Here is a 23148-nt window from a genome sequence, read left to right as displayed (position 1 = left end):
CCGGCGACGCTGTATCCAAGTTACGTCACGCCGTCTCCAGAGCGCACAGGAGGTCGCCGGCGCGCAGGGTCTGGCCCGGCCGGGTGTGCAACACCCGGACGATGCCGCAGGCGGTTGCAGCGATGGCGATCTCCATCTTCATCGATTCGATCACGGCCAACGTCTGGCCGATCTCGACGCGCTCGCCCTCGGCGACAGAGAGCTTCCAGACATTGCCCGGCGCCTCGGTGAACTGGCCGATGCATCCGTCGGGGATGTCGCCGCCGGAGCCGAGCGCAGAGGCGGATTCATCCTCCACCACCTCTTCGATCCGGGTGTCGCGCCAGCGCTGCCGCTCGGCCTCGAACGCAGCCTGCTGACGTGCCTTGACGGTCGTGACGCTGTCGACCTCGCGCGCCAGGAACGCCTTGTAGTCCGCGTAGCAGAACGTGGTCTCCTCGATCTTCAACGGATAGGCGCCATGCGGAAACGCCGCACGCGCCTCGAGCAATTCGTCCGCCGTCACCGGGAAGAACCTGATCTGGTCGAAGAACCGCAGCAGCCAGGGATGACCGGGCGCGAATTCCGGCGTCGAGCGCCACGAGTTCCACATCTGGATGGTGCGGCCGAACAGCTGATAACCGCCCGGCCCTTCCATGCCGTAGATGCACATATAGGCGCCGCCGATGCCAACCGCGTTCTCCGGCGTCCAGGTCCGCGCCGGATTGTACTTGGTGGTCACCAGGCGGTGCCGCGGATCGACCGGCGTCGCCACCGGCGCGCCGAGATAGACGTCGCCGAGGCCGAGCACCAAATAGCTCGCGTCGAATACGATACGCTTGACCGCCTCCTCGTCGGCAAGACCATTGATGCGGCGGATGAACTCGATGTTGGACGGACACCAGGGCGCGTCCGGCCGCACCAGCTCCTGGTATTTGCGCATCGCCAGCACCGCCTGCGGATCGTTCCACGACAGCGGCAGATGCACGATGCGGCTCGGCACCTGCATCGCATCGACCGGCGGCAGGTCACGCTCCAGCTCAGCCAGCGTATCGAGCAGCTTGCGGCGCGACAGCCGGGTGCTGTCATAGTGAATCTGCAACGAGCGGATCCCCGGTGTGAGATCGATCAGCCCAGGCAGCTGCGCCCGCGTCACCGCCTCTGCGAGCACATGCACCCGCAGACGAAGCGCGATGTCCAGCTCCATCGGCCCGTATTCAACCAGCAGATTGTCGTCGCCGGCGCGGCGATACACCACTGGAATTTCGCTATCGTCGTGGCGGCCGACGATCGCCGAGCCGAGTTCGGCCGGCGCACGCATCACCGTAGGCCCCACCACCGGATCGTCCGCGCGCTGCACCGGCACGAAGCGAAGCTTGTCGCCGGGCTTGAGCTGACCAATCTTCCACAACTCCTCGCGCGCCACCACTGCCGGACAGACGAAGCCGCCGAGACTCGGCCCGTCGGGACCGAGGATGATCGGCATGTCGCCGGTGAAATCGATCGACCCGATCGCATAAGCATTGTCGTGGATATTGGACGGATGCAGCCCTGCCTCGCCGCCATCGGTCCGCGCCCATTGCGGCTTCGGACCGATCAACCGCACGCCGGTCCGCGCCGAATTGAAATGCACCTCGTAATTCGCCTCGAACAGCGTCGCGATGTCGTCCTCGCGGAAGAAGTCCGGCGCGCCGTGCGGGCCGTAGATCACACCGAGACGCCATTCGCGGGTGAGCGGCGGAAGCTCTGCCGGCGATGCGGCCCGCGGCGCCGGCAGCGAGACGTGAGGCGTCGCGATGTGCAGCACGTCACCGGCCTTCAGCGCGCCGGTCGCATGGCCTCCGAACGCACCAAGCATGAACACCGCGCGCGAGCCGAGGAATTCCGGCGCATCGAAGCCGCCGCGCACCGCGAGGTAGCAGCGCTGGCCGGGTCCATCGACCTTGCCGATCGCCAGCGTCTGGCCGGGCTTGATGGCGAGCGGCGCGTGATGCGGAACCTCGACGCCATCCAGCTTCGCAATCATCCGCGCACCGGCCAGCGCCACCACCGCCTCGGTATTGAAGCGCAGCGTCGGGCCGTTCACCGTCAATTCCAGCGCGGCGGTGGTCTCCGGATTGCCGACGATGCGGTTGGCGAGCCGGAACGAGCGCTCGTCCATCGGCCCGCTCGGCGGCACGCCGACATGCCATAGATGCAGCCGCCCCGGCAATTCCTGCAGCCCCGATTGTGCGCCCGGCGCCAGCACGTCGATGGTGTTCGGCGCAAACCCGAAATTCGCCAGCACATTGGTGGCGACACGGCCGCTCTGAAACACTTCGGCGGCGACGATCGCGCGCAAGTAATCGATGTTGGTTTCGATGCCTGCGACGATCGACCGATCCAGAGCATCGATCAGCTTCCGGATCGCGCGCGGTCGGTCCTCGGCATGAACGATGATCTTCGCCAGCATCGGATCGTAGAACGGCGTCACCTCGACCCCCGTCTCGATCCAACCGTCGATCCGCGCAGTTTCCGGAAACGACACTCGGGTCAGTCGGCCAGCGCTGGGGCGGAAGCCGGCGTTGGGATTTTCGGCGTAGAGCCGCACTTCGATCGCCGCGCCCTCGGGTTCGCGCGGCTTGTAGCTGACGAGCGGACTATCTCCAGCGGCCTGCCGCACCATCCATTCCACCAGGTCGATACCGAACACCGCCTCTGTAACCGGATGCTCGACCTGCAGTCGGGTGTTGACCTCGAGGAAATAGAAATCCTCACGCTCGACGTCGTAGATGAACTCCACGGTGCCGGCGGATTCGTAAGCGACGCTCTGCCCGAGCGTCACCGCGGCCTGATGCAACCGTCGGCGCATCTCTTCCGAAATGCCCGGCGCCGGGGTTTCTTCGACCACTTTCTGATTGCGCCGTTGCAGCGAGCAGTCGCGCTCGCCGAGCGCCACCACATGACCTTTGCCGTCGCCAAAAATCTGCACCTCGATATGGCGGGCGATCGCGACGTAGCGTTCGAGATAGACCCGCGCATCGCCAAAACTGGCGCGCGCGGTGCGCTGCACGGTGGCGAAGCGCTCGCGCAGCGTTGCTTCATCATGGCAAAGCTGCATGCCGATGCCGCCGCCACCGGCGGTGCTCTTCAACATCAAGGGAAAGCCGATCCGCGCGGCCTCCACCAGCGCGTCATCGATCGTCTCCAGCAAATCCGAGCCCGGCAGCAGTGGAACGCCACTTTGCTGCGCGATCTCACGAGCCTTGTGCTTCAGGCCGAAGGCATCGAGATGCTCCGGCCGCGGGCCGATAAAGGCGATGCCGTGCTGCGCAAGTCGTTCGGCGAAGCCACGGTTCTCCGACAGAAAGCCGTAGCCGGGATGCACCGCTTGCGCGCCAGTGGCGAGGCAGGCGTCGACGATGGCGTCGACATTGAGATAGCTCTCCGCCGCGGGCGCAGGCCCGACCCGCACCGCCTCATCGGCGTCGCGCACGGCGCGGGTGAAGCGGTCGGCGTCGGAATAGACCGCCACCGACGCGATCCCCATCCGGCACAGCGTGCGGCCGATCCGCGAGGCGATTTCGCCGCGGTTGGCAATCAGAACCTTGACGAACATGATCAGCCCTCGCTCGTCTCGTAGATCACCACCTGGATCGGCGTCGGAAAGAAGCCGTTGCAGGGATTGTTGACCTGCGGACAGTTCGAGATCAGGCAGAGCACATCCATCTCGGCGACCATCTCGACATAGTCGCCGGGCCTGGAGACGCCGTCGACCACGGTGAAATTGCCGGTGGGATCAATCGGTACGTTCATGAAGAAGTTCAGGTTCGGCACGATGTCGCGCTTCGACAGGCCGTGCTTGGCGGCCTCGATCAGGAAGTTCTCACGGCAGGCGTGCAGATATTTGGTCTGGTGGCCGAACCGCACGGTATTGCTCTCGCAGGAGCAGGCGCCGGCGGAGGTGTCGTGCAGGCCGCAGCTATCGACGACCATGCGCAGCATGGTGCGCCCCTCGGTCGACATGATCCGCGTGCCGGTCGAGACGTAGGCTGCGCCCTGGGCGCGCAACGTGTCCTGGCCGCTATAGCGTTCGCCGAAATCGTCGGCCGCAAAGAACAGCGTGTCGACAGCCTGTTGGCCGTGACTGTCGACAATCCGCAAGGTCTGTCCCTTGCGGATCGTCGCCGACCACGGAGCGCGGGCGGGAACGGTGGCATCGAGCACGATGCGGGCGGAAGCGGGAATCGGGGCCATGATCAAATCCTCCCCGAGACGCCGGCGGCCAGCCAGAACGCATTGTTCTCAAATGCGCGCTTGGCTTCCAGACTCACCGTGCGGCACAGATCGTCATCTTCAGGTTCGGGCGCCTGGTAACGCACGATTTCCACCTGTCCCGGCGCGTAGTCCGGAGATGGATCGAGTGGATGCGGACAATTCGAGAGAGCAACCAGCAGATCGAGTTCGGCGCGCAGGTCGACAAAGTCGTCCGGGTTGCGGCGCTCGCCCTGCCATTCGAAGCGCCCCTGCGCATCGACGCTGACCGGCGCAAAGAAGGTGATGCAGGGATGCACGTCGCGACGGTCGAGCCCGAGCTTTCCAGCCGCGAGGATGAAGTTATCGCGGGTGTTGCGGAAACTCCCGGCGCCATAGCGTGCGGCGTTTGTTGCAGCATTGGAGCCGCCGGCCAGCGTGTCATGCGCAGCGCCGCTGTCCTGGATGATCGAGAACAGCACGCGCCCCATATCGGACAGGATCACACGGCCTTTGCGCAACGAAGCGGCCCATTGCACTTTGATCGTGTCGGCGTGGTTCAGCCGCTCGCTCGGATCATCGGCATTCCAGGCCTGGATGCTGACGCAGGCCTTGCCGCTCGCGTTGACGATCCGCAGCGCTTCGCCGCGGTTGAGCTTGGTCACGGTGTACCAACCGCCGGGGATTACTTCGCGATGAATGATCGCATCCGCTGAAATCGGTGCGCCGTCGCGCGGCGTCGGCGGCGGCAACGCCTTCGAGGCCTGTTGCTGGCCCATCGCCTTGTGCTGTTCGTAACGTCGGCGGTTGGCTTCGACTTCGGCCTTATCTTGCTCGGTCAGGATCATGGATGTCCTCACATCAGACAAACGCCGGGTCGTCCCGGCTCATGCTCCCTGTTCGGCCGGGTCGTCCCGGCCGGAGCGGATCGAAAGCGGCGGCCTCGGCTGCGCCGTGCGCCGCGGATAGATCTCGAGATCGCGGGAAATGGTGGCACCGTAGCGCTCGCGCTCCTCCGGGCGGTTGCGATGACGCTCGAACGCGACCACCCGGCTGGCCAGCCGGAACGCTTCGCTGAGATCGTGCGTCACCATCACCACGGTGAGTTCGGTCTCGTTCCACAGCCGCTTCATCAGTTCGTGGATCTCGCTGCGGATGCCGGGATCGAGCGCGCCGAACGGCTCATCGAGCAGCAGGATTTTCGGCCCGCGCATGATCGCCTGCGCCAATGCCAGTCGCTGTTGCATCCCGCCGGACAGCGCCGAAGGATATTTGTCCTCGTGGCCCTTCAGTCCAACTTCATCAAGCAACACCATCGCCTGCTCTGTCGCAGCGCGCTTCGCCCCGCCGAACAACCGCCCGAGCCATTTCGACTCTTTCAGCTCGCGGCCAAGTAATACGTTCTGCAACACGGTGAGATGCGGAAACACCGAATAGCGCTGGAACACCACGCCGCGGTCGGCGTCGGGCTCCGGCCGCAACGGCTTTCCGTCGATCAGGATGCGGCCACGGGTCGGCGTCTCCTCGCCGAGCAGCATACGCAGGAAGGTGGTCTTGCCGCAGCCGGAGGGACCAACCAAAGCGACGAAAGCACGTGGCGCCACGTCGATCGTGATGCGCTCCAGCACGATGTGGTCGCCATATTCCTTCCAGACGCCGTCGAATCGGATCGCGCTCATTCCGCCCTCACCGACGCGAACCAGGGAAACGTCTTGCGCTGGATGAGCCGCAGCGCGAAATCCATCGCGAAAGCCAGCAGCGTGATCCAGGCGACGTAGGGGATGATCACGTCCATCGCCAGATAGCGCCGCACCAGAAATATCCGATAGCCGAGCCCGGAGTCGGACGCGATCGCCTCGGCCGCGATCAGAAACAGCCAGGCCGGTCCGAGTTGCAGCCGGAGGGAATCGATCAGTCGCGGCATGATCTGCGGCAGCACCACGCGCAGCGCGATCTGCCAGGTCGAGGCCCCGAGCGTCTGCGCCTTGATCAGTTGCTCGCGCGGGAGTTCGAGCACTTTCATCGCCAGATCGCGGATCATGCACGGCAGCGTGCCGATCACGATCAGCGCAATCTTGGCGTTTTCGCCGAGCCCCATCACGATGAACAGGATCGGCAGCAGCGCCAGCGGCGGCACCATCGACGTCACCGAGACAAAGGCGCCGAGCATCGCGTTCGCAGCCGGCAACAATCCGACGACGATGCCGAACAGCAGCGCCAGCGAGGTCGAAATCGCGAGCGCCGAGAGCAGGCGCACGAGGCTCGCGAATGTATCCGACCACATCAGGTAGCTGCCGGTACGGGCGTCGACCTGAAACGCCATCTGCTTCACGGCCTGCGCCATGCTGGACAGCGCAGGAAGTAATTTGTCGTTGGGGTTCTCCGCCAACCGCGCCTCGGAGCCGAGGACGTAGGCGATCGCCACCAGCACGAACGGCAACGCGGCCATGTAGAAGGCCAGTTGCCGTCCGGGTCTGAGATTGATGAGGCGCATCGCCACGCTCCGAATCTGCCTTGCGCTACCGGCTCACAGCTTGCCCTTGGCGGCGGCGTCCATGTAGGTCGCGTCGAAGCGCAGCTTTACGTTCGACTTGTCGCCGAGCACCGTCTTGTCCGCCAGTTCGATGCCGACCGCGTCAGCCGACTTCGCGCCCTTGCCGAGCAGGTCCTTCTCGAACAGGAATTTGCGGACGCGATCCATGGTCGTGCCGACCGTGGCGCTCCTGGTGAACGCTTCCGCCTCCGCAGCCTTGTCGAACAATTTGGTCGAGGCGAGCTGGCTGTCGAAGCCGGCGAGATCAGTGCCGGAGGCTTTCGCCATCGCTTCCTTGGCGGCCTTGCCCTCGTCGCCGGTCGCGTTCATCTTGGCGATAGTCTCGTACCAGATCCCGACCAGAGCCTTGGCGAAGTCCGGATTGTCCTTCACCACTGCGCTGTTGGCGACCATCAGATCCATGATCTCGCCGGGGATTTGCGAGGAGTCGAATGCCTTCTTGGCGTCGGGAGCGGACAGGATTTCCGAGACGATCGGATTCCAGGTAACCACAGCGGTGACGTCCGCCGTCTTGTAAGCCGCGGCGAGGTCGGCGTCGGAGGTGTTGACGACCTTGATGTCCTTCTCGCTGAGCTGCTTGCTCTCCAGCGCGCGCGCCAGCAGATAGTGCGAGACCGAGAATTCGACCAGGTTGACCTTCTGCCCCTTGATCGCGGCGAGATCGGCCTTGCCCTTCAGGATCACCGCGTCGTTGCCGTTGGAGAAGTCCCCCATCACCACGGCGGTGGTATCGACGCCACCCGCGGCGGGGATCGACAACGCGTCCATGTTGGTGATCGTCACCGCGTCATAGGCGCCGGCGGTGTATTGGTTGATCGACTCGACGTAGTCGTTGAACTGCTTCACCTCGATGGTGATGCCGTATTTGTCGGCCCATTTTTTGACGATGCCGGTGTCGGCGGCGTAACCCCACGGCATCCAGCCGACATAGATCGACCAGGCGACCTTGAAGTCCTTCTTCGGGGCAGCCGAGGCCCCGGCCGCGGAGAGCGCGACGATCGAGCCGGCGATGATCAGGGAATAGATCAAGCTAGGTTTCCGCATCGGTCAATTCCTCACAATCGAGTACAATGAGGAATTGAAACGGACCATCGTTTGCCAATTCCTCGGCTTACGAGGCCTCCCGGGCTTTTGTCCCGCCGTGCGTCCGAAGGATTTCTCCCTTCGGGGGGCAGCTCTCGGACCAGCGCCTTCAGACAAGGCCGGAACCCTAGCTACCAACTCTCTGTTATCGACTGTGCCTCAGCTAACAGGTGTTGGGAAGCGCACCCCGGCTCAAACAATGAGCAACCAACGACGCTTGTTTGGTCAACGCGGTGAAAACCTAGCCACATCCATCCAGCTCGCCCGGATCGCACCCCGAAGCTGTTTGGTTCTGATGGAATCACAATCAGAGCTGACAACTTGGCTTGCCGCGTTTTCTTCACGTGGACTGGTATCATGTTAGTTCGGCGCCGCTCTCGGACCCGGATTGACTCCGACCGAGGCGCGTCAACCCGCGTAACCTCCCGAACACAAATCAAGAAAGAGCCGGGATACGTTGTGCGCGCATCGCAGGATCCCCGAGCCATGACGGCAAGCCCTGGCGAGCGTGCTTGAAGCCGGATCGCGGCCACGGCTTCACCAGCGTCGATCTTTTCGACAACTGCGCTGCCAGGGCCGGGCACTCCAACTTGTTGGCCGGCCGCGACCACGCGCACGGCAGTTACCGACCCATGCGAAGCGCAAGGAGGAAACTGGCGTCAGCCTGCGCAGAAGCGCTGCACAGAAACGACGAATAAGGGTGACTTGTCCGAACAGCGGATGATCGACTTGTCCGAATGGACAGCGGAGATTCCGCGAAGTCTTTCACTTGAATGGTGGGCGCACCAGGGCTCGAACCTGGGACCCGCTGATTAAGAGTCAGCTGCTCTACCAACTGAGCTATGCGCCCGGAGCCGATCCGGAATTTCCCGTTCGGGACGGCTGCGTTTAGCAAAGCAGCCCGGGGATGTCCAGCAAGCCGGGCGACTTTTTCCTTCTTCGGATCGATCTTTTTCAGCCGCGGAAAAACTACCGGAGATTCGGCGGTTTCCGCGGCTGATTGAGGCTGTGGACGGTTGGTTACAGCCGGTTGGGGCCCGGTCCGTCGTCGATGCCGTCGCGGTCTTCCATCGCGCCGGGACGAGGTCCGGGACCCTGCCCCGGGCGGCGGTCACGGTCGCGATCCCAACGCGGGCCACGGTCATCGTCGTCGCGATGCATCCGCTGATGATGATGGCGATGCTCGCCCCAGCCGCCGCGGGAGCCCTCGAAATGCGTCAGCATGCGCAGCCGGCGCTTCTGGCCCTCGTCGAGCGACTTGTAGAGCGGATCGGCGGCGTCGACGATCTGCTTCATCGCAGCCGCCGTAGCGGCCATGGTGTCGGCGCGGTCGCGCAGCCGCGCCACAGGATCGGCGTCGCGATCCTCGTCCCGCGCCTTGACCCGCGCCTCGGCGCGGTCAATCCGCAGCTTGGCAAAATCCCTCACCGCAGCCTCGAGCGGCGGCCACATCTTTTCCTGGTCAGGCGTCAGCTTGAGCCCTGCCCTCACAGCCGCGATCCGCGCATCGGCGAAAGCGGTGCGATCCTCCACGCTGGCCCAGGGTCGACGATGGTCGCCGTCACGGTCGAACCAGCCGCGGTGATCGGCATAGGCCGCGGTCGAACCGGCGAGAACCAGTGCGGCGGCGCCAGCGAGCAGAACCTTCTTCATGACAGCCTCCTTGAAAGGTGGCTTCGAAGATGGGTCCAGGCCCTGCCCCGTGCAACTTAAGGTTTGGACAGAAACCGCTTGGTTACCAAGTTGTAACCAAGCGCACCCTGTTCGCCGCGCCTACAACATCCCAAGCATACGCGGCAACCACAGCGAGATTTCCGGCACATAGGTGACGACGCCGAGGAACGCGATCATGGTCAGCAGCCACGGCATCACCGCGACGGTCAGCTCGGTGATCCCCATCTTGGCGATGCCTGAGGCGACGTACAGATTGAGCCCCACTGGCGGGTGGCACATGCCCACTTCCATGTTCACCACCATCAGGATGCCGAGATGCACCGGATGGATGCCGAGCTGAACCGCCACCGGAAACAGGATCGGCGCCATGATCAGCACGATCGAAGTGGCTTCCATCACATTGCCGGCGAGCAGCAGCAGGACGTTCACCACCAGCAGGAACACCACCCAATTGACGCCAGCGGTCGACATCCAGTTGGCGATCTGCTGTGGAATGTTTTCGTTGGCCATCAGGAACGAGAACAGCACCGCGTTGGTGATGATGTAGAGGATCATCGCGCTCATATTGGCGGAGCCGAGCAGCACCCGTGGCACGTCGCGCAGGCCCATGTCGCGATAGACGAACACCGCGATCACGAAGGCATAGACCGCGCTGATCGCCGCGGCCTCGGTCGGGGTGAACAGGCCGGCATAGATGCCGCCGAGCACGATCACGATCAGCAGCAGGCCCCAAACGCACTTGCGGAATGCGTCGAACCGCTCCGCCCAGTTCGCCTTCGGCAGCCGCGGATAATTATGCTTCCAGGCGCGGTAGAAGGTGGTGAGGCCAAGCAGCGAAGCCAGCATCAAGCCGGGGATCACGCCGGCCATGAACAACTGCCCGACCGAGGCCGACGACACGCGATTCCCGGCCGGATCGAGCGCGATCGAGCCGCCGGTGGCGACCGCATAGACCACCATGACGATCGATGGCGGGATCAGAATGCCGAGCGCGCCCGACGTGGTGATGACGCCGGCGCCGAACCGCTTCGGAAAGCCCTGCTTCACCATCGCCGGCAGCATGATCGAGCCGATCGCAATCACCGTGGCCGGCGACGAGCCCGACACCGCGGCAAACAGCGCGCAGGCCATCACGCCGGCGAGCCCGAGGCCGCCGTGCCAGTGGCCGACCATCGAGGTGGCGAAATTGATCATGCGGCGGGCGACGCCGCCATGGGTCAGGAAATTGCCGGCCAGGATGAAGAACGGGATCGCCATGATCTCGAAATTCTCGATGCCGGTGAACAATTTCAGCGACACCGCCTCGATCGGCACATTGGTCATCAGGAAGACGAATGACAGCACCGTCAGACCGAGCGCGATCGAGATCGGCATCCCGGTCAACATCAGGGCGATCAGAAGCCCGAAGATGATCGCCGTGTTCATCGCACCGCCTCCGCCGCCGCAGCAGCAGAGCCGGGCATATGCGGGTCGTCGACCCCCTCGACATGGCTGTGATCATGATGCGGAAGATGGTCGTGACGCCAGAAGTGGTAGGCGACCTGCAGGAAGCGGAAGCACATCAGATACGACCCGAGCGGAATGCAGAGGTAGACGATCCAGCTCGGGATTTCGAGATCCGGCGAGGTCTGGTTGGTACCCATCAGTCCGTAAACGAACTTGGCGCCCATGGTGCCGATGATGGAGGTGAACAGCGCGCCGCAGAACAGCCCGAACAGGATCACCGCCTTGCGGATGTTCGGCCGGATGATGTTGACCAGCACGTCGACGCCGACATGGATGCCGGTGCGCACGCCGTAGGCGGCACCGAACTTCGCCATCCACACGAACATGTAGATGCACAGTTCCTGCGCCCAGGACAGGTCGATCGGGAACAGGATCGGATAGAGGAACGGCACACCGACCAGATAGCGGTGCATCACGGCGATGAAGATCAGCAGCGTGGCGCCGCCGATCATCGTCGCGATCAATATCTCCTCAAGCCGGTCGAGGATGCGCATCAACATTCATTCCCCCCGTATCGATCGGCTGGTCGTCAGGCAGATTAGTAACCACGGACACTGATGCCGGAACTGGAAGCAGAATTCCAGAAAATGGCGAGCACCCGGCGATGCGCGGGTGCTCGCTGTCGAACTACTTCGTCGGACCGCCGCCGCTCTCTTTCAGGAACTCTTCGATGAGCCCCTTGCCGATGCGCCCCGAGACGTCGTCATAGACCGGCGCCATCGCCTTGCGCATCGCCGAGTTCTGCTCCGGCGTCAGCGTGATCAGCTCGGTCTTGCCGGACTTCTTCATTTCCGCCAGCGCGTCGTCGTTTTCCTTCTGCGATTGGCTGTTGCCGAAGTCGGTGGCCTCGACCATCGCCTTGTCGAGTTGGGTGCGGATTTCGGCCGGGATACCGTCCCAGAACTTCTTGTTCACGATCACCGCGTAGCCGATATAGCCGTGATTGGTCAGGGTGGTGTACTTCTGCACTTCGTGCATCTTCTGCGTGTACATGTTCGACGGCGTGTTCTCCTGGCCGTCGACCACGCCGGTCTGCAGCGCCTGGTACACTTCCGAGAACGCCATCACCTGCGGGATCGCGCCGAGCGAGCGGAACTGGGCGTCGAGCACCTTCGAGGACTGGATCCGGAACTTGAGGCCCTTGTAGTCCTCGGGAGTCACGAGCTTCTTGTTGGCGCTCATGATCTTGAAGCCGTTGTCCCAATAGGCGAGACCGGTCATGCCCTTGGCGTCGAGCAGCTTGAACAGCTTGGTGCCGACCGGACCGGTGGTCACCTTGCGCAGCGCCGCGATGTCCGGAAGGATGTAGGGAAGATCGAATACCTCGAATTCCTTGACCCCCGCCGGACCAAACTTCGAGATCGACGGTGCCAGCATCTGCACCGCGCCGAGCTGCAGTGCGTCGAGTTCTTCCTTGTCCTTGTAGAGCTGGGAGTTCGGATAGACTTCGACCTTGACCTTACCCTCGGTGTACTTATCCGCGAGCTCTTTGAACTTCTCCGCCGCCAGTCCCTTCGGCGTGTTCGGCGCCACGACATGGCTGAACTTAATGACGATCGGTGATTGTGCTGCTGCCGGCCCGGCCAGGGCAAGCATTGCGGCCGACGCCGCGGACAGAATCAGCTTACGCATGGGACGTCCCCTATTTTTGTCGATGCGCGCTAGCCGCGCTACGTGTTGCTCGCCCCCAATACAGAGACTCGCCAATAAAAGCCATTGCCAGTTCGCAGGGGGCATTGCTGCGGCGCAAAAACGCAGCGCCGAAGCGCTGCGTTTGCGTTTATTGCATAATGCGTCGCGCGGACTGATCAGCCGGCCACCGCGACTGCGGGCGCGTCTTGACGGACGTCGCGCTGACGCTTGGCGACAATCTTATTCAGCGCGCCCAGATAGGCTTTCGCCGACGCGACCAGCGTATCGGGGTCAGCGGCGCGGGCCGTCATCGAACGGCCCTCATGCGACAGCCGCACCGAGACTTCGGCCTGCGCGTCGGTCCCTTCGGTGACGGCATGTACCTGGTACAACTCGAGCTTGGCGTCGTGCGGCACCAGGGCCTTGATGCAGTTGAACACCGCGTCCACCGGACCGTTGCCTTCGGCTTCCTCGATCCGGAGCTGGCCGTCCACGTCGATCTTCATGGTCGCGCGCTGCGGGCCGTGGGTACCGGCGATCACCGTCAGCGACTTCAGCCGGATCAGGTCCTGACCATGCAGCAACTGCTCGTCGACCAACGCCTCGATGTCTTCATCGTAGACGTCCTTCTTGCGGTCGGCCAACGCCTTGAACCGCACGAACACATCCTCGATCTGGTTCCGTGACAGCTTGTAGCCCAGCTCTTCCATCTTGTGGATCAGACCGGCGCGACCGGAGTGCTTGCCCATCACCAGCGAGGTGCCCTTCACGCCCACCGTCTCCGGCGTCATGATCTCGTAGGTCTGGGCGTTCTTGATCATGCCGTCCTGATGGATGCCGCTCTCGTGCGCGAATGCGTTGCGGCCGACGATCGCCTTGTTGTACTGCACCGGGAACGAGGTCGCCGCCGACACCGTCTTCGAGGCGTGCGTCAGCATCTTGCTTTCGATCCTGTTCCAGTACGGCACCTTGTCCTGCCGCACCCGCATCGCCATCACCACTTCTTCCAGCGCGGCATTGCCGGCGCGCTCGCCGATGCCGTTGATGGTGCATTCGATCTGACGCGCCCCGCCCTGCACGCCCGCGATCGAATTCGCCACCGCCATGCCGAGGTCGTCGTGACAGTGCACCGAGAACCGCGCCTTGTCGGCATTCGGCACGGTCTCACGCACCTTGCGGAACATTTCGCGATATTCCTCGGGCACCGCATAGCCGACGGTGTCCGGCAGGTTGATGGTGGTGGCGCCGGCCTTGATCGCGGCCTCGATGCAGCGGCACAGGAAGTCGAACTCGGTGCGGGTGGCGTCCTCGGCCGACCACTCGACGTCGTCGGTGTGGTTGCGCGCGCGCGTCACCGACGAGATCACCATCTCGTAGACCTGCGCGGCTTCCATCTGCAGCTTGTACTTCATGTGCACCGGCGAGGTGGACAGGAAGGTGTGGATACGGCCGCGCTCCGCCGGCTTGATCGCCTCGGCGCAGCGGTCGATGTCCTTGTGCGCGGCCCGTGACAATCCGCAGATCACCGAATTCTTCGAGCGCTTGGCGATCTCGTGCACCGCCTCGAAGTCGCCGTCAGAGGCGAACGGATAGCCCGCCTCGATCACGTCGACGCCCATCTCGTCGAGCATCGCGGCGACGTTCAGCTTCTCCTCGAAGGTCATGGTGGCGCCGGGGCACTGCTCGCCGTCGCGCAAGGTGGTGTCGAAAATGATGACGCGGTCCTGCTCGGACTTCGGGGTCGTGGTCATGAAAGAATTCCTTTGGTCGGGCGCCGTCCGGGCGCATAGGGGGTCTGGCGTTCGTGCGATCCCCTGAGTGCCCAGGCGCAAATGCCCAGACGGCCCTCAGGGGCAAATAAGCAGAAGCAGCCCGCCAAGCGCGAGGGTCTCGAGCGCAACAGCCTCGAGAGCAGGGGTCGGAGCCGGCGCAGCCGGAATCGCGGACGCAGCGAAAATCGCCGCCCCTTCCGTTCCCGACCTGCCACTGCGAATCGTCATACCCGACACCTTCAGGTCCACATCGTCGACGGCAACCATTGAAAGAGGGTTGACGCAAGAGTCGGACGAACCGGACCGCCATTCTTCTAGACGACCTCGCTATGGGTTCGCAACGCTAAATGATGGACAAAACCCACGATAAAGCGTCAGAAATCCTGACCTAACCAATCGTCGGCCCTCGCCCGACCGGCAGTGGGTTTCCTCCCCCACCGAAACGCCGTATGGCATTGCGAGCTGAACGACACAGCATGGAGCGCCGCGTTGAATTCGATCGATCTGCCGTCTTTGGCCCAAGCTCTCGCCGATTCCACCCCGACCATCCGCCACGACTGGACGCGCGAGGAAGCCGCCGCGATCTATCACGCGCCGTTCGCGGATTTGATCTTCCGGGCGCAGACCATCCACCGCCAGAGCTTCGACGCCAATGCGGTGCAGTGCAATCAGCTGCTCAACGTCAAGACCGGCGGCTGCGCCGAGGACTGCGGCTATTGCAGCCAGTCGTCGCATCACGACACCGCCCTGCCCGCCTCCAAGCTGATGGACCCGGCCAAGGTGATCGAGGGCGCCAAGGCGGCGCGCGACGCCGGCGCAACGCGCTATTGCATGGGCGCGGCGTGGCGCTCGCCGAAGGACCGCGACATGGCGCCGGTGATCGAGATGGTGAAGGGCGTCAAGGCGCTCGGGATGGAAGCCTGCATGACGCTCGGGATGCTGACCGATGATCAGGCCAAGCAGCTCGCCGACGCCGGCCTCGACTACTACAACCACAACATCGACACGTCCGAGGGGTTCTATTCGTCGGTGGTCAAGACCCGCAGCTTCGGCGACCGGCTCGAGACGCTGGAGAAGGTGCAGGACGCCGGCATCAAAGTGTGCTGCGGCGGCATTCTCGGCCTCGGCGAAAAGCCGACCGACCGCGTCGAGATGCTGCGCACCCTCGCCAACCTGCCGCAACACCCGGAGAGCGTGCCGATCAACATGCTGATCCCGATCGAAGGCACGCCGATCGCGGCGACCGCCACGCCGGTCGATCCGTTCGAATTCGTCCGCACCATCGCGCTGGCGCGGATCATGATGCCGAAGTCCGATGTCCGCCTCGCCGCCGGCCGCACCGCGATGAGCGACGAGATGCAGGCGCTGTGCTTCCTCGCCGGCGCCAATTCGATCTTCATCGGCGACACCCTGCTGACCACGCCGAACCCCGGCGACAGCAAGGACCGTGCGCTGTTCGCCAGACTCGGCATCACCCCGCGCGACGACCTCGGCGTTCACGCCCACGGTAACGCGTAGGCTATCACCATGTCGCCAGCGCCGTCGCCGAAATGGGGCCCGGTGGCGCTGGTGGTGCTTCCGACCTTTGCGCTCGCCACCCTGTACGGCTGGGCAGTGCTGGGCTCGACCGCGTTCAAGCCTGGCTTCATCGGCCTGAACCACATCGCGCTCGGCACCGACTGGGCGGTGTTCTGGGGCGCAATCCGGGCGATGCTCGACGGCAACCTGCCGCTGATCATGGACGGCGACCGGTTCACCGCCTTCCTCAACGACAGTCTGCGCGACTGGCTGACCGTGCCGCTGGCCTATCGGCCGTGGTTCTACCCACCGAGCTTCCTGGTGCTGCTGCTGCCGTTCGCGCCGCTCGGATTCATTGGCTCCTATTTCGCGTTCCAGATCGTTACCGCCGCAGCGCTGGTTGCTGCACTGCTGGTCGGCGCCGACCGGCCCGATCGTGCGCGCTTCGTCGCACTCGCGGCGCTGCTGTCGCCTGCCGCGGCGATCACCCTCGCCGACGGCCAATGCTCGTTTTTGGTCGCGGCGCTGATCGTCGCCGGATTTCGCGCGCTGCCGGATCGGCCGCTGCTCGCCGGCGCGGTGCTCGGCCTGCTGAGCTTCAAACCGCAATTCGCCGTGCTGATCCCCGTCGCACTCATCGCCGCCGGGCAGTGGCGCGCGCTGCTTGCCACGGCCGGCTCAGCGCTGGCGCTGGCCGCGGCGAGCGCGCTGATCTTCGGCCTCGACATCTGGATCTGGTGGCTGCCGAAGTTGATCGAGAACATGGTCAGCGCCGATCCGAAATGGGTGAGCTATGGCCGGATCTGGGGCCACAGCGTCTGGGCCTGCGCGAGATTGCTCGGCGCCGGTGAGACGCTCGCGTCGACGCTGCAAGCCGCGGCCTTGGTCGTTGCCGTGGTGATCACCGCCCTTTCCTTCCGCATCCGCGGCATGCCGGATCTGCGGCTCGCGGTCCTGCTGGCCGCGACGATCCTCGCCGCGCCGCATTCCGGCCCCTACGACGCGCTGCTGCTGGTCGTGGCGCTGACGCTCTGGTTTGCGTCGTTCACATCGACACCCGGACCGTTGCCATGGCTGGTCGCGACTGCGATCTGGGTGGTGCCGCTGGCAAGCCCTGCGGTCTACGTCGAAGCTGGCCGGTTCGCACCGCTCGCCACGCTGGCGATGATCGGGCTGATTTTCCAAGGGCTGCGCAGGAGCGACGCGTCCGCGGCCTCCCCCGCCTGTCAGTCGTCGCCGTCCAGCAGCATCGTGAGATAGGCGGTGACGAAGCGCGGCATCGCCGGGAGGAAATCCGCCTCCGACCGCACCAGGTGCACCCGGCTGAACTCCGGCAATTCATCGCGCGCGAGATGCGCCTCGATCCGTGACTTCAGCGCTTCGGCGGGGAGATAGACATCCAGGATACGCAGCATCGCCACGAATGAACCGGCCTCGACGCAGTGCCAATCATCAGCTGCGCGGTAGTCGAACCGGGACAACCCGGTCTCTTCCTGAACCTCGCGTGTGACGCTGGCGGCGATGTCGAGCCGATGGTTACGAACATCGGACGGATCCGGCGTGCCGCCGGCGAAATACACCTGACCGGCGTTGGATGTATGCGCGCCCATCTCGCCGAGGACGATCGCGCCGTCTTTGCTGCGGATCACGCCCATTCCGAAACCATTGAACACCGACGCGTCGGGGAAATCCCATTCCCGCCAGCACAGGAAACTGGCGAAGTCGGTCTCGAAGCACTCGGCACTGAACCGCGCGCCGTCAAATCGCGGCCGCCGCCCCAACAGCACGCGGCCGTTCCACAGCTTCGGCTGCTCCAACTGACGCGCGGCGAAATAGCCATCGATTTTCGACCGGTGCCTTTCTGTGAACGGCCACACATAGTCGCCGACCCACAGGTCGAGATGGGTCACGCGGTGGATCGTGACCGGCACGGACGCGCTCATGGCCGACGCCGTTACTTCGCCGCACCCGACGTCTTCGCCGCCTGCTCGACGAAAGCGTTGGTGTAGGTCTTGGTCACGTCGATATTGGCTTTCGCGACCTCGGGCGAGCCGACGCTGAACACCGCGAGCACCGCATCGGCGCCCTTCGGGTCCATCAACCCGGTGGTCGAATACATCGGAATCGTGTTTTTCAACGCGGCGACATATTGCGCCCTGTCCTTGCCGACGATGTTGGGCGGCATCCTGTCGGCGATCTCGTCCGCCGAATGCGTGTGAATCCAGCCCAGCGTATTCAGGATGGCGTTGGTCAGTCCCTGCGCCTCCTTCGGATGCGCCTTGATCCAGGCCACCGTCGCGTACAGCGCGCCGCCGGGATAGTCACCGCCGAACACCTCGCGGGTGTCGTGCTCGGTCCGCGTATCGCTGAGGATACGCAAATCAGCGTGGGCGCTCTGCAGAATCGTCACCGCCGGATCGAGCATCACCGCGGCGTCGATCTGGCCCTGCTGCATCGCCGCCACCGCGGTGGCGCCGAGGCCGACGCCGATCACCGACACGTTGTTCGGATCAACGCCGTTCTTCTTCAAAAGATATTTGAGAAAGAAATCGGTCGACGAACCCGGCGCGCTGACGCCGACCTTTTTGCCGGCGAGGTCCTTGATCGACTTGATCTCCGCCGTGTGCCCAGGCGAAACCGCCAGCACCAGCCCCGGATAGCGATCATAAACCACGAACGACTGCATCTCCTGCTTCTTGGCGGCGAGATTCACCGTGTGATCGAAGTAACCCGACACCACGTCGGCGCTGCCGCCGAGCACGGCCTTCAGCGCATCCGAACCACCCTTGAGATCGACCAGCTCGACGCTGAGCCCGGCCTTCTCGTATTCGCCGAGTTGCTTCGCCAGCACCGTCGGCAGATAGCAAAGGCATGCCCCGCCGCCGATCGCGATCGTCACCTTGCTCTGCGCAACGGCGAGCGTGGTGGTGAGCAACAGCGCCGACAGCATCGCGGCGAGTCTGGCGATTATTGTTTTCACGACGTTTCTCCCGGGACCAAGCGGCGCCCACGATAGGCGAAAGCGACGAAGGACTCTAGTCGGTCTGTTGCAGCGTTCCCGAGGGTCGCGGCCGCCAGACCAGCAGTCGCCGCTCCACCAGACTGACCGCCAGATCGATCACGATCACGAACACCGACAGCACGAACATTCCGGCGAACACGCCGGCGACGTCGAACGTGCCCTCGGCCTGCTGGATCAGATAGCCGAGGCCGGCGGCTGCGCCGAGATATTCGCCGACCACCGCGCCGACCACGGCGAAGCCGATCGCGGTGTGCAGCGACGAGAACATCCACGACAGCGCCGACGGCCAGAACACATGACGCATCATCTGCCGTTCGCTCATCCCGAGCATCCGCGCGTTGTCGACCAGGGTTCCGCTGGTTTCCTTGACGCCCTGATAGACGTTGAAGAACACCACGAAGAACACCAGCGTCACGCCGAGCGCGACCTTCGACCAGATGCCGAGGCCCAGCCACAACGTGAAGATCGGCGCCAGCACCACGCGCGGCAGCGCGTTGAGCATCTTGACATAGGGATCGAACACCGCGGCGACGCGCGGCTGCCGCGCGAACCAGAAACCGACCAGCACGCCCGCGACCGAGCCGATCACGAACGCCAGCAGCGACTCCCACAGCGTGATCAGCAGGTGCTTCCAGATCAAGCCCGACGCGAACCAGGCAAATACTTGCTTCGCCACATCGACCGGATTGGAAAAGAAGAACGGCGGCAACAGCAGCCGGCCGGCGACCGGCACGGTGGTGAAGAATTGCCAGATCGCCAGCGCGACGATCGCGACCAGCAGCTGCAGCGTCAGGAGCCTCATGCGGGACATGGCAAGGCCCCTGCGTACTCCCCTCCCCCTTGCGGGGAGGGGTCGGGGGTGCGGGTCGACAGGCAAGGTGTCGGTGGATCGTACAACGACACCATCACGCCACCGCCTGCCCGGCCTGAGCGTAGCCCTTCATCACCTCATCGCGCAGCACGCCCCAGATCTCGCGATGCAGCGTATGAAACTCGTGGGTCAAGCGAATCTCGAAAATGTCACGCGGCCGCGGCAGCGCCACGCGCCAGTCGCCGATGATGTGGGCGGACGGCCCCGCCGACATGATCACCACCCGATCGGCAAGCGCGATTGCCTCTTCGAGATCGTGGGTGACGAACAACACTGCCTTGCGATGCGCGCTCCATAATTGCAGCAACAGATTGCCCATGATCTGCCTTGTCTGCGCGTCGAGCGGGCCGAACGGCTCGTCCATCAGCAAGATTTTCGGATCGCGGATCAGCACTTGCGCGAGCCCGACCCGCTTGCGTTGGCCGCCCGACAGCATGTGCGGGTAGCGGCCCGCAAAGGCGCCCAGACCAACGGTATCGAGCCAGCCTTGCGCGCGCGCCAGCGCCTCGGCGCGCGGCGTGCCCGAGATCTCCAGCCCGATCGCGACATTGTCGATCGCGGTCTTCCACGGGAACAGCGCATCGGCCTGAAACAGATAGCCGGCATCGGCATTGAGCCCGGCGAGCGGCCCGCCGAATATCCGCGCCTCGCCCGACACCGGGCGCAGCAGCCCGGCGGCGACGTTCAGAAGCGTGGACTTGCCGCAACCGGTCGGTCCGACGATCGCTACAAACTCGCCGTCGGCAACGTCGAGCGACGCCTTCTCTACCGCGGTGTAGATGCGTCCGTCCGCAAGGCGGAACGCCACGCTCGCCTCCCGCAGCGCGATTGCCGTCGATGCTTCTCCGCCCACGCATCCGCCTCCGTTTCTGCGCGGACCATTCAACGGTGCGCGGCAAACTGCAAGCACCGCTTACGCTTTATCGCAGCCGACCGCCGTGCTAGGGCGGCAAGGATGAGCGACGCCCCGCCAATGATCGCCTATGCCCGCGTCGCCAAGACTTTCGGCGGCGGCCGGATCAAAGCGGTCGACGGCGTGTCGCTGAGCGTCGCGCGCGGCGAGTTCCTCGCGATCGTCGGCGGCTCCGGCTCCGGCAAAACCACGCTGCTGCGCCTCGCTAACCGGCTGATCGACGCCGACGCCGGCTCGATCGCGATCGAGGGCGCAGACGTCCGCAGCACCGACCCGATCGTGCTGCGACGCCGGATCGGAACCGTGTTCCAGGCCGGCGCGCTGTTCCCGCACCTCACCGTCGCCGGCAATATTGGGATCACGCCGAAGCTACTCGGCTGGCCTGCCGCAAAGATCGCAGCTCGGGTCGACGAACTGCTCGATCTGGTGCGGCTCGATCGCGCGCAGCATCGCGGGCGCTTTCCGCACGAACTCTCCGGGGGCCAGCGCCAGCGCGTGGGCGTCGCCCGCGCGCTCGCGGCGAAACCGAGCATCGTGCTGATGGACGAACCGTTCGGCGCGCTCGATCCCTTGACCCGCGATGCGCTCGGCGACGACTTCCGCGCGCTGCACGACCGGCTCGGGCTGACCACGATGCTGATCACCCACGACATCACCGAGGCACTGCTACTCGCTGACCGCATCGCGGTGATGCGGGCAGGACAATTGATCGCACAGGGCGCCGCTGCCGAGCTGGCGCATAGCACCGATCCCTATGTCGCCGAATTACTGCAGACGCCGCGCCGGCAGGCGAAGCGCCTCGGCGAATTGCTGCCGCGGGACGCCGGGACATGAGTATCTTCAGCGACCCACGCTGGACCGAGGCGCTGGCCAATCTGCCGGACTATCTCGGCAGCCATGTCCGCGTCAGCGTCGCGGCGCTGGGGCTCGGCCTCGCCGTCAGCCTGCCGCTCGCGATCCTCGCGCGCCACCGGCCGGTGTTGCGCGGCGCCCTGCTCGGCTTCGCCGGCATCGTGCAGACCATTCCGGGCCTTGCCTTGTTGGCGCTGTTCTATCCATTATTGCTGGCGCTGGCGGCGCTGACGGCAAGCGCTATCGGCGTCAGCTTCTCCGCTTTCGGCTTCCTGCCCGCGGTGCTGGCGCTGGCGCTGTATTCGATGCTGCCGGTGCTGCGCAACACCATCACCGGGCTCGCCGGCGTCGACCCGGCGCTGATCGAGGCTGCACAGGGCGTCGGTATGACTCCACGGCAGACGCTGACGATGGTCGAGCTGCCACTGGCGCTGCCGGTGATCATGGCCGGCATCCGCACCAGTGCGGTGTGGGTGATCGGCACCGCGACGCTGTCGACGCCGATCGGTCAGACCAGCCTCGGCAACTACATCTTTGCGGGACTGCAAACCCAGAACTGGGTGCTGGTGCTGTTCGGCTGTGCCGCAGCCGCTGTGCTGGCGCTGGCGGTCGATCAATTGTTGGCGCTGATCGAGACTGGCCTGCGGCTCCGCAGCCGGCTCCGCGTCGCGCTCGGCGGCCTCGGGCTCGCCGCGCTGGTGATCGCGACGCTGGCGCTGTCGCTCGCGTCGTCGAAATCGACCTATGTGGTCGGCGCCAAGACCTTCACCGAGCAATACGTCTTGGCGGCGCTGATTGCGCAGCAACTCGACGACCGAGGTCTTCCCGCCACGATCCGCGCCGGCCTCGGCTCCAGCGTAATCTACGACGCGCTCAAAAGCGGCGATATCGATGCTTACGTCGATTATTCCGGCACGCTGTGGGCCAACCAGTTTCACCACCCCGGCATCGCCGCGCGGGACCAAGTCTTGAGCGATCTGAAAGGCGACCTCGGCAGAGACGGCGTCACGCTGCTCGGCGAACTCGGCTTCGCGAACGCCTATGCGCTGGTGATGCCGCGCGCCAGAGCGGAAGCGCTCGGCGTCCGGTCGATCGCTGATCTCGTTGCGCGCGCGCCGCAGATGACGATCGCTGGCGACTACGAATTCTTCTCGCGCCCGGAATGGGCCGAGCTGCGCAGGACTTACGGGCTTTCGTTCAAGACCGAGCGGCAGATGCAGCCGGACTTCATGTATGCCGCCGTGGCCTCCGGCGAGGTCGATCTGATCGCCGGCTACACTTCGGACGGACTGATCGCGAAATACGATCTCGTCGTACTCGACGATCCGCGACAGGCGATTCCGCCTTACGACGCCGTGCTGCTGGTGTCGCCGAAGCGCGCCGGTGACACGAAGCTGCGCGACGCGCTCAGCCCCCTCGTCGGCCGTATCGACATCGCGGCGATGCGAGCGGCCAATCTCCGGGCCGCTTCCGGCGGCGGCACAGGCACGCCGGATGTGGTGGCGCGTGCGCTGTGGGACAGCGTGAAGCCGCGGTGAG

The 23148-nt window shown here is 64.6% G+C and carries 19 protein-coding genes, 1 tRNA gene and 1 riboswitch; of the genes, 4 read left to right on the top strand and 16 right to left on the bottom strand.

Annotation, left to right across the window (positions count from 1 at the left end):
• Nucleotides 1-25: 25 nt before the first annotated feature.
• From uca to BMY71_RS10835, 12 genes are all read right to left on the bottom strand, one after another.
• Nucleotides 26-3577 carry an urea carboxylase gene (uca, locus tag BMY71_RS10890; protein WP_092683632.1) on the bottom strand — a complete coding sequence of 1184 codons (3552 nt, stop codon included), beginning with the start codon at nt 3575-3577 and terminating at the stop codon, nt 26-28.
• A gap of 2 nt (nt 3578-3579) precedes the next feature.
• Nucleotides 3580-4215, bottom strand: coding sequence for an urea amidolyase associated protein UAAP2 (locus BMY71_RS10885; RefSeq protein WP_092683630.1), 636 nt, complete (start codon nt 4213-4215; stop codon nt 3580-3582).
• 2 nt (nt 4216-4217) lie between these two features.
• Nucleotides 4218-5060 carry an urea amidolyase associated protein UAAP1 gene (locus tag BMY71_RS10880; protein ID WP_092683628.1) on the bottom strand — a complete coding sequence of 281 codons (843 nt, stop codon included), beginning with the start codon at nt 5058-5060 and terminating at the stop codon, nt 4218-4220.
• 39 nt (nt 5061-5099) lie between these two features.
• Complete coding sequence (locus BMY71_RS10875; RefSeq protein WP_092683626.1) at nt 5100-5891, bottom strand: ABC transporter ATP-binding protein; 792 nt, start codon at nt 5889-5891, stop codon at nt 5100-5102.
• Nucleotides 5888-6706, bottom strand: a complete 819-nt coding sequence (locus tag BMY71_RS10870; protein ID WP_092683624.1) for an ABC transporter permease — start codon at nt 6704-6706, stop codon at nt 5888-5890. Before BMY71_RS10870 ends, BMY71_RS10875 begins: the two co-directional genes overlap by 4 nt.
• A gap of 33 nt (nt 6707-6739) precedes the next feature.
• Nucleotides 6740-7810, bottom strand: a complete 1071-nt coding sequence (locus BMY71_RS10865) for a putative urea ABC transporter substrate-binding protein (protein WP_011502600.1) — start codon at nt 7808-7810, stop codon at nt 6740-6742.
• A 74-nt stretch (nt 7811-7884) separates the two neighbouring features.
• Nucleotides 7885-7991, bottom strand: a riboswitch (guanidine-I (ykkC/yxkD leader).
• Between the two features lie 632 nt (nt 7992-8623).
• Nucleotides 8624-8699: transfer RNA gene (locus tag BMY71_RS10860), tRNA-Lys, on the bottom strand.
• Between the two features lie 170 nt (nt 8700-8869).
• Nucleotides 8870-9502, bottom strand: coding sequence for a Spy/CpxP family protein refolding chaperone (locus BMY71_RS10855; protein WP_092683622.1), 633 nt, complete (start codon nt 9500-9502; stop codon nt 8870-8872).
• Between the two features lie 120 nt (nt 9503-9622).
• A complete protein-coding gene (locus BMY71_RS10850) occupies nt 9623-10948 on the bottom strand; it encodes a TRAP transporter large permease (RefSeq protein WP_011502532.1) in 1326 nt (441 codons plus the stop codon).
• On the bottom strand, nt 10945-11529 hold the full coding sequence (locus BMY71_RS10845; protein ID WP_011502531.1) for a TRAP transporter small permease: 585 nt from the start codon (nt 11527-11529) through the stop codon (nt 10945-10947). The genes BMY71_RS10850 and BMY71_RS10845 overlap by 4 nt, the downstream gene beginning before the upstream one ends.
• Nucleotides 11530-11656: 127 nt before the next feature.
• Nucleotides 11657-12661, bottom strand: a complete 1005-nt coding sequence (locus BMY71_RS10840) for a TRAP transporter substrate-binding protein (protein WP_011502530.1) — start codon at nt 12659-12661, stop codon at nt 11657-11659.
• A gap of 176 nt (nt 12662-12837) precedes the next feature.
• Complete coding sequence (locus BMY71_RS10835; RefSeq protein WP_011502529.1) at nt 12838-14412, bottom strand: 2-isopropylmalate synthase; 1575 nt, start codon at nt 14410-14412, stop codon at nt 12838-12840.
• A gap of 510 nt (nt 14413-14922) precedes the next feature.
• On the opposite strand from BMY71_RS10835, the gene bioB reads away from it, so the two are divergent.
• Together bioB and BMY71_RS10820 are read left to right on the top strand one after the other, a co-directional pair.
• Nucleotides 14923-15951: a biotin synthase BioB gene (gene bioB / locus BMY71_RS10825; RefSeq protein ID WP_092683620.1), complete on the top strand. Its 1029-nt coding sequence runs from the start codon at nt 14923-14925 to the stop codon at nt 15949-15951.
• Between the two features lie 9 nt (nt 15952-15960).
• On the top strand, nt 15961-17211 hold the full coding sequence (locus tag BMY71_RS10820; protein WP_175557650.1) for a glycosyltransferase family 87 protein: 1251 nt from the start codon (nt 15961-15963) through the stop codon (nt 17209-17211).
• Here BMY71_RS10820 and BMY71_RS10815 read toward each other — a convergent pair.
• From BMY71_RS10815 to BMY71_RS10800, 4 genes are all read right to left on the bottom strand, one after another.
• Nucleotides 17178-17894 (bottom strand): NUDIX hydrolase, encoded by a 717-nt coding sequence (locus BMY71_RS10815; protein WP_092683618.1) that lies wholly within the window; start codon nt 17892-17894, stop codon nt 17178-17180. The genes BMY71_RS10820 and BMY71_RS10815 overlap by 34 nt on opposite strands.
• An 11-nt stretch (nt 17895-17905) precedes the next feature.
• Nucleotides 17906-18931: an ABC transporter substrate-binding protein gene (locus BMY71_RS10810; RefSeq protein WP_175557649.1), complete on the bottom strand. Its 1026-nt coding sequence runs from the start codon at nt 18929-18931 to the stop codon at nt 17906-17908.
• A 55-nt stretch (nt 18932-18986) separates the two neighbouring features.
• Nucleotides 18987-19784 carry an ABC transporter permease gene (locus BMY71_RS10805; RefSeq protein ID WP_092683614.1) on the bottom strand — a complete coding sequence of 266 codons (798 nt, stop codon included), beginning with the start codon at nt 19782-19784 and terminating at the stop codon, nt 18987-18989.
• Between the two features lie 94 nt (nt 19785-19878).
• Entirely contained in the window at nt 19879-20697 is an 819-nt protein-coding gene (locus tag BMY71_RS10800) for an ABC transporter ATP-binding protein (RefSeq protein ID WP_092683612.1), read from the bottom strand.
• 102 nt (nt 20698-20799) lie between these two features.
• Between BMY71_RS10800 and BMY71_RS10795 the strand changes: the two genes are divergently transcribed.
• On the top strand, nt 20800-21591 hold the full coding sequence (locus tag BMY71_RS10795) for an ATP-binding cassette domain-containing protein (protein WP_092683610.1): 792 nt from the start codon (nt 20800-20802) through the stop codon (nt 21589-21591).
• Nucleotides 21588-23147 carry an ABC transporter permease/substrate-binding protein gene (locus BMY71_RS10790; protein WP_092683608.1) on the top strand — a complete coding sequence of 520 codons (1560 nt, stop codon included), beginning with the start codon at nt 21588-21590 and terminating at the stop codon, nt 23145-23147. Before BMY71_RS10795 ends, BMY71_RS10790 begins: the two co-directional genes overlap by 4 nt.
• Nucleotide 23148: the final 1 nt, after the last annotated feature.

This window comes from Rhodopseudomonas pseudopalustris, from assembly GCF_900110435.1.
GTDB lineage: Bacteria > Pseudomonadota > Alphaproteobacteria > Rhizobiales > Xanthobacteraceae > Rhodopseudomonas > Rhodopseudomonas pseudopalustris.
The sequence above is the reverse complement of the archived record's forward strand: the minus strand, read 5'-3'. Positions and strand labels throughout refer to the sequence as shown.

Coding starts and splice junctions, on each gene's coding strand:
- uca (WP_092683632.1), bottom strand. CDS start 3,577: ATGTTCGTCAAGGTTCTGATTGCCAACCGCGGCGAAATCGCCTCGCGG.
- BMY71_RS10885 (WP_092683630.1), bottom strand. CDS start 4,215: ATGGCCCCGATTCCCGCTTCCGCCCGCATCGTGCTCGATGCCACCGTT.
- BMY71_RS10880 (WP_092683628.1), bottom strand. CDS start 5,060: ATGATCCTGACCGAGCAAGATAAGGCCGAAGTCGAAGCCAACCGCCGA.
- BMY71_RS10875 (WP_092683626.1), bottom strand. CDS start 5,891: ATGAGCGCGATCCGATTCGACGGCGTCTGGAAGGAATATGGCGACCAC.
- BMY71_RS10870 (WP_092683624.1), bottom strand. CDS start 6,706: ATGCGCCTCATCAATCTCAGACCCGGACGGCAACTGGCCTTCTACATG.
- BMY71_RS10865 (WP_011502600.1), bottom strand. CDS start 7,810: ATGCGGAAACCTAGCTTGATCTATTCCCTGATCATCGCCGGCTCGATC.
- BMY71_RS10855 (WP_092683622.1), bottom strand. CDS start 9,502: ATGAAGAAGGTTCTGCTCGCTGGCGCCGCCGCACTGGTTCTCGCCGGT.
- BMY71_RS10850 (WP_011502532.1), bottom strand. CDS start 10,948: ATGAACACGGCGATCATCTTCGGGCTTCTGATCGCCCTGATGTTGACC.
- BMY71_RS10845 (WP_011502531.1), bottom strand. CDS start 11,529: ATGTTGATGCGCATCCTCGACCGGCTTGAGGAGATATTGATCGCGACG.
- BMY71_RS10840 (WP_011502530.1), bottom strand. CDS start 12,661: ATGCGTAAGCTGATTCTGTCCGCGGCGTCGGCCGCAATGCTTGCCCTG.
- BMY71_RS10835 (WP_011502529.1), bottom strand. CDS start 14,412: ATGACCACGACCCCGAAGTCCGAGCAGGACCGCGTCATCATTTTCGAC.
- BMY71_RS10820 (WP_175557650.1), top strand. CDS start 15,961: ATGTCGCCAGCGCCGTCGCCGAAATGGGGCCCGGTGGCGCTGGTGGTG.
- BMY71_RS10815 (WP_092683618.1), bottom strand. CDS start 17,894: ATGAGCGCGTCCGTGCCGGTCACGATCCACCGCGTGACCCATCTCGAC.
- BMY71_RS10805 (WP_092683614.1), bottom strand. CDS start 19,784: ATGTCCCGCATGAGGCTCCTGACGCTGCAGCTGCTGGTCGCGATCGTC.
- BMY71_RS10795 (WP_092683610.1), top strand. CDS start 20,800: ATGAGCGACGCCCCGCCAATGATCGCCTATGCCCGCGTCGCCAAGACT.
- BMY71_RS10790 (WP_092683608.1), top strand. CDS start 21,588: ATGAGTATCTTCAGCGACCCACGCTGGACCGAGGCGCTGGCCAATCTG.